The organism is Acinetobacter junii CIP 64.5, assembly GCF_000368765.1.
Lineage (GTDB): Bacteria > Pseudomonadota > Gammaproteobacteria > Pseudomonadales > Moraxellaceae > Acinetobacter > Acinetobacter junii.
The window spans coordinates 1,459,031-1,465,511 of record NZ_KB849655.1; the positions used below are offsets into that span (position 1 = coordinate 1,459,031).

A 6,481-nucleotide genomic window follows, 5' to 3' on the forward strand; every position below is an offset into this window, starting at 1 on the left:
TAATCTAATTATTTTTCATTAATATGTACGAACAGCGCGGCTTCATAGTCATTAAAGCAAATCAAATGGTCAAATTCAAAACCAGTTTTAGCAATTCGAGTCGCATAAATACGCTTTCCAGTGTGCTGTTCAGACTCCAATTTCAATGCTGTCAAACCTAATTTTCGCTGAAACCAAAGCAAAATTTCATGCATCGCAATAGGTCTATTATTACTGAGAATATAACTTGATTCAGGACTTTCCAAAGTCGCCAACAAAGCTAAAAAACGAGCTAAATCATTTATATGAATACGGTTACTAAAGTGAATCGTCGGATAGTTCTGTGTGCGCTGGGCAAGCCTTTTTAAACGCTCAACGGATACACCATAAATACCTGTTGGACGAACAATCACAGCCTGTTGTGGATAGCAGGATTGCCATAACAACTCCATTTTTCGTAACAGCTCACCTTGTTCATCTATTGGACGTATATCAGACTCATCATCCACAAGCTCTCCTGCGTTCTCACCATAAACGCGTGTTGAAGAAACGATAATGATCCGTTTGACAGGATGATGTTGTAAAGCTTTAGCAATTGGTTCCACACTATCGACATAGGTATGTTGATAAGCATCAATTCCACTTTCACTTGGTGAAAGAATCACATATACCACATCGATTGGTTCAAATTCACTTAAATCAAGATGATGGGCATCTTGAATATGGTGTGTTGCGTAATGATCTGTTTTTTCAGTACGGCTAATTGTGCTAATGTGGTGACCTTGCTCAAATAAGTGTTTAGCGACACGCTGAGATGTTTTACCATAACCAATAAATAAAATATGCATACCGATCCTTGACCAAAAAATGACTTCAGTCCAGCAATTACAAGGCGTTGGTGCTGCCGCAGCAAGCCTACTAGAAAAGCTCCATATTTTTAGCACGGATGATCTACTGTTTCATCTTCCGCGTGACTATGAAGATCGTAGCACTATTATTCCAATGAATCAGCTGGTTGTTGGACGTAGTTATTTGCTTGAGGGGGAAGTTAAATCTATTGATTTCCCACCAGGAAAAAAGAAATCCTTTGCTGCGTTGCTACAAGATGATTTTGGCAAAGTCACCTTACGCTTTTATCATATTTATAAAGGTTTAACGGATCGTATAAAACCAGGTGCACGTTTAAGAATCTTTGGTGAAGTGCGTGTCGGTGCACGAGGCTTAGAGCTTTATCATCCTGAAATACAAGTCATTCAACGACATACCGCATTACCCAAAACTCAGTTAACAGCGATATATCCAAGCACTGAGGGTCTAACACAACCTAAGTTGCGTGAATATGTTCGCCAAGCACTGGAACATCATAGCGATGCTTTACCTGAATTACTGCCCGCCAAATACAGTAATGGCTACGAATTAAAAGAAGCTCTGCACTATATTCACGAACCACCGATTGATGCCAATATGGTACAACTCAATCAAGGCTCACATCCTGCACAGCAACGATTGATTTTTGAAGAACTGGTCGCGCATCAAATCAGCTTACTTACACGTCGTGCTTATATTCGACAAATAGCAGCACCTCGCTTTAGCAGCAGCAAAGTTTTAGCAAAGCGCCTTTTAGATGCCCTGCCTTTCCAGATGACCAACGCACAAAAAAGGGTTTCTAAAGAAATTCTACATGATCTGAAGCAAGATCAACCCATGCTACGTTTAGTTCAAGGAGATGTGGGTGCAGGTAAGACATTGGTTGCAGCCGTTGCAGCATGCCATGCTTTAGAAGCTGAATGGCAAGTGGCGCTGATGGCACCCACCGAAATCTTGGCTGAACAACACTATTTAAATTTCAAACGTTGGTTTGAGCCTTTAGGCATAAAAGTGGCTTGGCTCTCAGGTAAACAAAAAGGTAAAGCACGAACTTTAGCAGAGCAGGAAATTAAAGAAGGTCACTCACAACTCGTTGTCGGAACGCATGCCCTATTCCAAGACAATGTAGAATTCTCGAAGTTGGGCTTAGTGATTATTGATGAACAACACCGCTTTGGGGTAGATCAAAGACTTGCATTACGTAATAAAGGCGTTGATCAATTTACACCACATCAATTAGTGATGACAGCGACCCCTATCCCACGCACACTCGCAATGAGTGCTTATGGTGATTTAGATACCTCAATCATTGACGAGTTACCACCTGGACGAACCCCGATTCAAACTGTCACGATTCCTCTTGATCGTCGAGAAGAGGTTTTACAACGTATCGCCAGCAACTGTCGTGAAGGTAAACAAGCCTACTGGGTTTGCACTTTAGTTGAACAATCTGAAACCTTGGATGCCCAAGCAGCAGAAGCAACTTTTCAAGAAATTAAAGAACGCTTCCCTGATCTAAATGTGGGATTAGTACACGGCAAAATGAAAGCTGATGAAAAGCAAGCTGTCATGCAAGCCTTTAAAGACAACCAGTCACAACTTTTGATTGCCACCACCGTGATTGAAGTGGGTGTCGATGTGCCCAATGCATCCATTATGGTGATTGAAAATGCGGAACGACTTGGACTTTCTCAATTACATCAGTTACGTGGTCGAGTTGGTCGCGGTGCAACAGCTAGTTTTTGTGCCCTACTCTACAAAACGCCACTATCACAAAATGGACAAGAACGTCTTTCTATCTTGCGTGAAAGCAACGATGGCTTTGTGATCGCTGAAAAAGATTTGGAAATACGTGGTCCAGGTGAATTACTAGGTACCAAGCAAACTGGTGATATGGGGTTTCGTGTCGCACGCTTAGAACGTGATGACCATTTGCTCACCCAAGCACATTATGTTGCTGAACAATTACTCAAAGATTATCCACAACATGCTGAAGGACTATTAAAACGCTGGCTACCTGAAGCACCTCGATACGCTTATGTTTAAATTATTGAGCCGAAGAGCACAACAAGTTGCTGATTATTTCACAGCATGTCACTTATGCGATATTGGTGTCAGAGCACACCATGGTGTTTGTCAAAGTTGCTGGCAACAATTACCATGGTTAAAACATAAAATCGAACGACATCAGCAAGATATACTTATTGCCTGTCATTATGAATATCCGATCAGCCAACTCATTCAACAATTTAAATACGAGCAACAGTTACATCATCTTCGATTACTTAGCGGACTATTACTGGAACTTAAGCTGCCAAAAGTACATGCCATCGTACCAATGCCTATTTCAAATGATCGACTGATGGAAAGAGGTTTCAATCAATCACTTTTAATCGCTAAGGAACTGAGCAAAGTATTGAATATTCCAGTATGGCAGCCCGTGCAACGACTAGCCCAACATTCTCAAAAAGGTTTAAGCCGCTTAGAGCGACTGGAAAATATAGAAGATCAATTTGTCGCTAAAACACATCTTCAATTGATTTATAGAAAAGTGCTGATTATTGATGATGTCGTGACCACAGGCAGCTCTATCAATGCCCTCAGTCTAGTATTAAAACAGTTGGGGTGCCAACATATATACTCAGCCTGTTTAGCCGCTGGTGGTGTTAAACAGGCAAATCATGATGTTATTGCTTAAGACACCAAGGAATGACAACCTCGGTAGTTAATGGTGCAAGCAAAATAGACTCTTCATGCAAATCAATCCATTTCATTTCCGCGATTTCAGCCGCAATTTCAGGTTGTTGATGGAGTTCGACAACAAACAGATGGCTAATTAATTGATGATCAGGTTCATTTGCTGTTGCTGTCTCATATCGCCCCAAATACTGCTTGATGTCACAAGTAGACCCAATCTCTTCTAAAATTTCGCGCTGAATTGGTATTTCAGGCGCTTCATTGGGTTCAAGCTTTCCGCCAACTTGCATAAACACACGCGTGTTCTTTTTTCTTACCAATAACAACTCATTTTTGTCATTCATGATAATGGCAGCAGCGACAGTGATTGTTTTCAAAGGTTATCCTCAAGCTTGAATTTCATTGCGAGACGTCCATTTCGGAACTGCGGGTTGATATTTCTGAAATGCCGCTAAAATATCATGAATATTATCAGACACAATCAAGGTATCTACAAATCGAGCTTGGCTAAAACCATGCTCAACTGAAGTTTGTAACATTTTAATCAGATCATCATAAAAGCCATTAATATTTAAAAATGCACAAGGCTTTTGGTGAATCCCTAATTGATTCCATGTCCACTGCTCGAAAATTTCTTCCAAAGTCCCTGCACCGCCAGGTAATGCAATAAAACCATCTGCCAATTCAGCCATCTTGGTTTTTCGTTCATGCATATCTTTCACAACATATAGTTCGCTAAGTTCAGCATGCGCAAGCTCACGATCAACCAAAGCTTCAGGAATAACACCAATCACTTTGCCACCTGCTTCAAGCGCACTATTGGCAACCACACCCATTAAGCCAGAACGACCACCACCATAAACAAGGGTCAAACCTTGTTCAGCAATTATTTGACCTGTTGCTTGAGTGATTTGTTCATAAACCACATCATTACCGAGAGAAGAACCGCAAAAAACACATATAGAATTCATACAATTAAAACCGTTTTATATAACTGTCATGCTGATAAAGTAGGCTATGAGACAAGATTTTTGACAAAATAGCGTTTAGGCAAGTGTTTTTAGTTCAATCCTTGTCTAAAATACACGCTGACTTTCATAAACTGCGCGAGGAAAAAAGACATGCTTGAAGCCTTTTATGCCACAGAGCGCGGTAGTCTAGAAGATGCAACGATCAATGGGAGTTTTGATCTGCATCCTGAATTAGTTTGGATTGATTTAATCGCTCCATCACAAGAAGAACAACAATGGGTACTTGATGCTTATGAGCGCAACTTACCTACTCTCAAATCACTTGAAGACATTTCCTCATCCGCACGATTTTACCGTGATGATGATGGTATTTTGCATATCAGCACCTATTTTTTAACAAAGAATAAAAATTATCAGGTAGATGGTGATACTGACGACTCATCACATATGCTTGCAATGGTACAAACCGTCGCATTTATTTTGCATAAAGATCGTTTATTTACCATGCGTGGTGAGAAGCTCGTCGCTTTCCGTGCATTCCGTGCTCGTGCGCGTCGCAATGACTATGATATGGACTATAAAGATCCGACATGGATCTTATTAGGGTTACTAGAAGCAAAGCTTGATGAACTTGCGGATATCTTAGAAGATATCCACAAAGACTTAGAAAGATACTCCACAGAAGTACTCAATAATCATCATCGTGAAAAGATCTTAGATCTAGATGACATGATTACACGCCTAGCACAACAAGAAGATATGCTTGGAAAAGCACAATTATGTTTGATTGATTTGCGTCGAGTTCTTACCTTTTTATCTCGCCCACGTGCATTAGGCAGTCATATCTATGATGCAGATATTCGAGAATTAAGCGAGGATGTACGCTCACTGGTCGAGCACGATGCTTTCTTATTCCAAAAAGTACGATTCTTACTCGATACCACTTCTGGGTTCATTAACACTGAACAGAATGACACGATTCGTCGATTCTCTATTTTACCAAGTATGCTTGCACCACCTATGCTGATTGCAAGTATTTATGGGATGAATACAGATGAATTACCATTTGCTCACGGAAGTTTAAGCTTTCTCATCGTCGCTGGCATATTAATGGCTTTCTTAGTACTACCAATGGTCTACTTCAGATGGAAGAAATGGATATAAAATGAAAGGGTTATTCCTTTGTATAGGCATAACTCTTTCGATACCCACAACTTTTGCCTGCGCACCGCTTTCCCCAAATGATGTGTTTATTGCCCGCGTTAAGTCTGTTCAGAAGATCAATTCAATTAATCATACTAAATTCAAATTACAGCATCCTGACTTTGCATTTAAAAATTTGTTATCTAAAATCATTTCACCAAGACCTAAAGAATGGATGAGTGACTTTCCAGTTAAAACGATAAAAACGAATGACTTAATTATGGGCTTAGCATACCCATCAAATCATAATGCACCCCAGAAATATCAAATTGTCTCTTTAGCATTATTACATTGCAAAGAAAATACCATATCGATTGATCTTCCTATTGCACCATTTACCGCATGGAATAGAAGAATTAAAGGCTGTAATAATGAATCATCTATCAGATTACTAGATGGTTTTTTAGAACATGATGAAAGCTTTTATTTAAAAAAAACTACATCAAAAATATCCAACTTGCGAAGCTCTTTTTTCAGCTTATCCCAAATAATACCAATAAAAAAGAGAGCTTAAATAGCACTGCTGTCCCACAAATATCACAAGAAGAACCTCAATTGAGGTTCTTCTTGTTTTCGCCATTTTTTATCAGGCACAAAGAGTGACCTTAAAAGTTTCCTTTCAAATAAATTGACCTGAATAATTCTCAGTAAACGCTGAACACTCCATCCTTCTTGTGCCATGTGTTTAGCGAAGTTCACCAGCAAATAGGCAATTAATGCAATCCATATTTGCGTTTGTATCGCATTGCGGCTTCGACCTAGAA

Annotated in this window: 7 protein-coding genes and 1 pseudogene; 4 read left to right on the forward strand and 4 right to left on the reverse strand. The window is 39.8% G+C overall.

Annotation, left to right across the window (positions count from 1 at the left end; translation table 11 throughout):
• Positions 1–8: 8 nt before the first annotated feature.
• Positions 9–827 (reverse strand): NAD-dependent epimerase/dehydratase family protein, encoded by an 819-nt coding sequence (locus F948_RS12535; protein ID WP_004964357.1) that lies wholly within the window; start codon positions 825–827, stop codon positions 9–11.
• Positions 828–846: 19 nt separating this feature from the next.
• On the opposite strand from F948_RS12535, the gene recG reads away from it, so the two are divergent.
• Both recG and F948_RS12545 read left to right on the forward strand, forming a co-directional pair.
• The gene (gene recG, locus F948_RS12540) at positions 847–2,892 is read left to right on the forward strand and encodes an ATP-dependent DNA helicase RecG (protein WP_004964361.1); all 2,046 of its coding nucleotides are present in this window, start codon (positions 847–849) and stop codon (positions 2,890–2,892) included.
• Positions 2,885–3,544 carry a ComF family protein gene (locus F948_RS12545; protein WP_004964364.1) on the forward strand — a complete coding sequence of 220 codons (660 nt, stop codon included), beginning with the start codon at positions 2,885–2,887 and terminating at the stop codon, positions 3,542–3,544. The genes recG and F948_RS12545 overlap by 8 nt, the downstream gene beginning before the upstream one ends.
• Here F948_RS12545 and F948_RS12550 read toward each other — a convergent pair.
• Together F948_RS12550 and F948_RS12555 are read right to left on the reverse strand one after the other, a co-directional pair.
• Positions 3,534–3,920 (reverse strand): NUDIX hydrolase, encoded by a 387-nt coding sequence (locus tag F948_RS12550; protein ID WP_004964368.1) that lies wholly within the window; start codon positions 3,918–3,920, stop codon positions 3,534–3,536. The two genes, F948_RS12545 and F948_RS12550, sit on opposite strands and share 11 nt — an antisense overlap.
• Positions 3,921–3,929: 9 nt before the next feature.
• Positions 3,930–4,514, reverse strand: a complete 585-nt coding sequence (locus F948_RS12555) for an LOG family protein (RefSeq protein ID WP_004964372.1) — start codon at positions 4,512–4,514, stop codon at positions 3,930–3,932.
• Between the two features lie 150 nt (positions 4,515–4,664).
• On the opposite strand from F948_RS12555, the gene F948_RS12560 reads away from it, so the two are divergent.
• Positions 4,665–5,678 carry a magnesium and cobalt transport protein CorA gene (locus tag F948_RS12560; protein WP_004964376.1) on the forward strand — a complete coding sequence of 338 codons (1,014 nt, stop codon included), beginning with the start codon at positions 4,665–4,667 and terminating at the stop codon, positions 5,676–5,678.
• 1 nt (position 5,679) lies between these two features.
• On the forward strand, positions 5,680–6,231 hold the full coding sequence (locus F948_RS12565) for a hypothetical protein (RefSeq protein ID WP_004964378.1): 552 nt from the start codon (positions 5,680–5,682) through the stop codon (positions 6,229–6,231).
• A gap of 23 nt (positions 6,232–6,254) precedes the next feature.
• Here the strand turns inward: F948_RS12565 and F948_RS12570 are convergent.
• A pseudogene (locus tag F948_RS12570) lies at positions 6,255–6,481 on the reverse strand (IS4 family transposase); the annotation flags it as partial.

Bases quoted from the DNA above. Each gene is read 5' to 3' on its own strand.
- F948_RS12545 (WP_004964364.1), top strand. From the start codon at position 2,885: ATGTTTAAATTATTGAGCCGAAGAGCACAACAAGTTGCTGATTATTTC.
- F948_RS12560 (WP_004964376.1), top strand. From the start codon at position 4,665: ATGCTTGAAGCCTTTTATGCCACAGAGCGCGGTAGTCTAGAAGATGCA.
- F948_RS12535 (WP_004964357.1), bottom strand. From the start codon at position 827: ATGCATATTTTATTTATTGGTTATGGTAAAACATCTCAGCGTGTCGCT.
- F948_RS12565 (WP_004964378.1), top strand. From the start codon at position 5,680: ATGAAAGGGTTATTCCTTTGTATAGGCATAACTCTTTCGATACCCACA.
- recG (WP_004964361.1), top strand. From the start codon at position 847: ATGACTTCAGTCCAGCAATTACAAGGCGTTGGTGCTGCCGCAGCAAGC.
- F948_RS12555 (WP_004964372.1), bottom strand. From the start codon at position 4,514: ATGAATTCTATATGTGTTTTTTGCGGTTCTTCTCTCGGTAATGATGTG.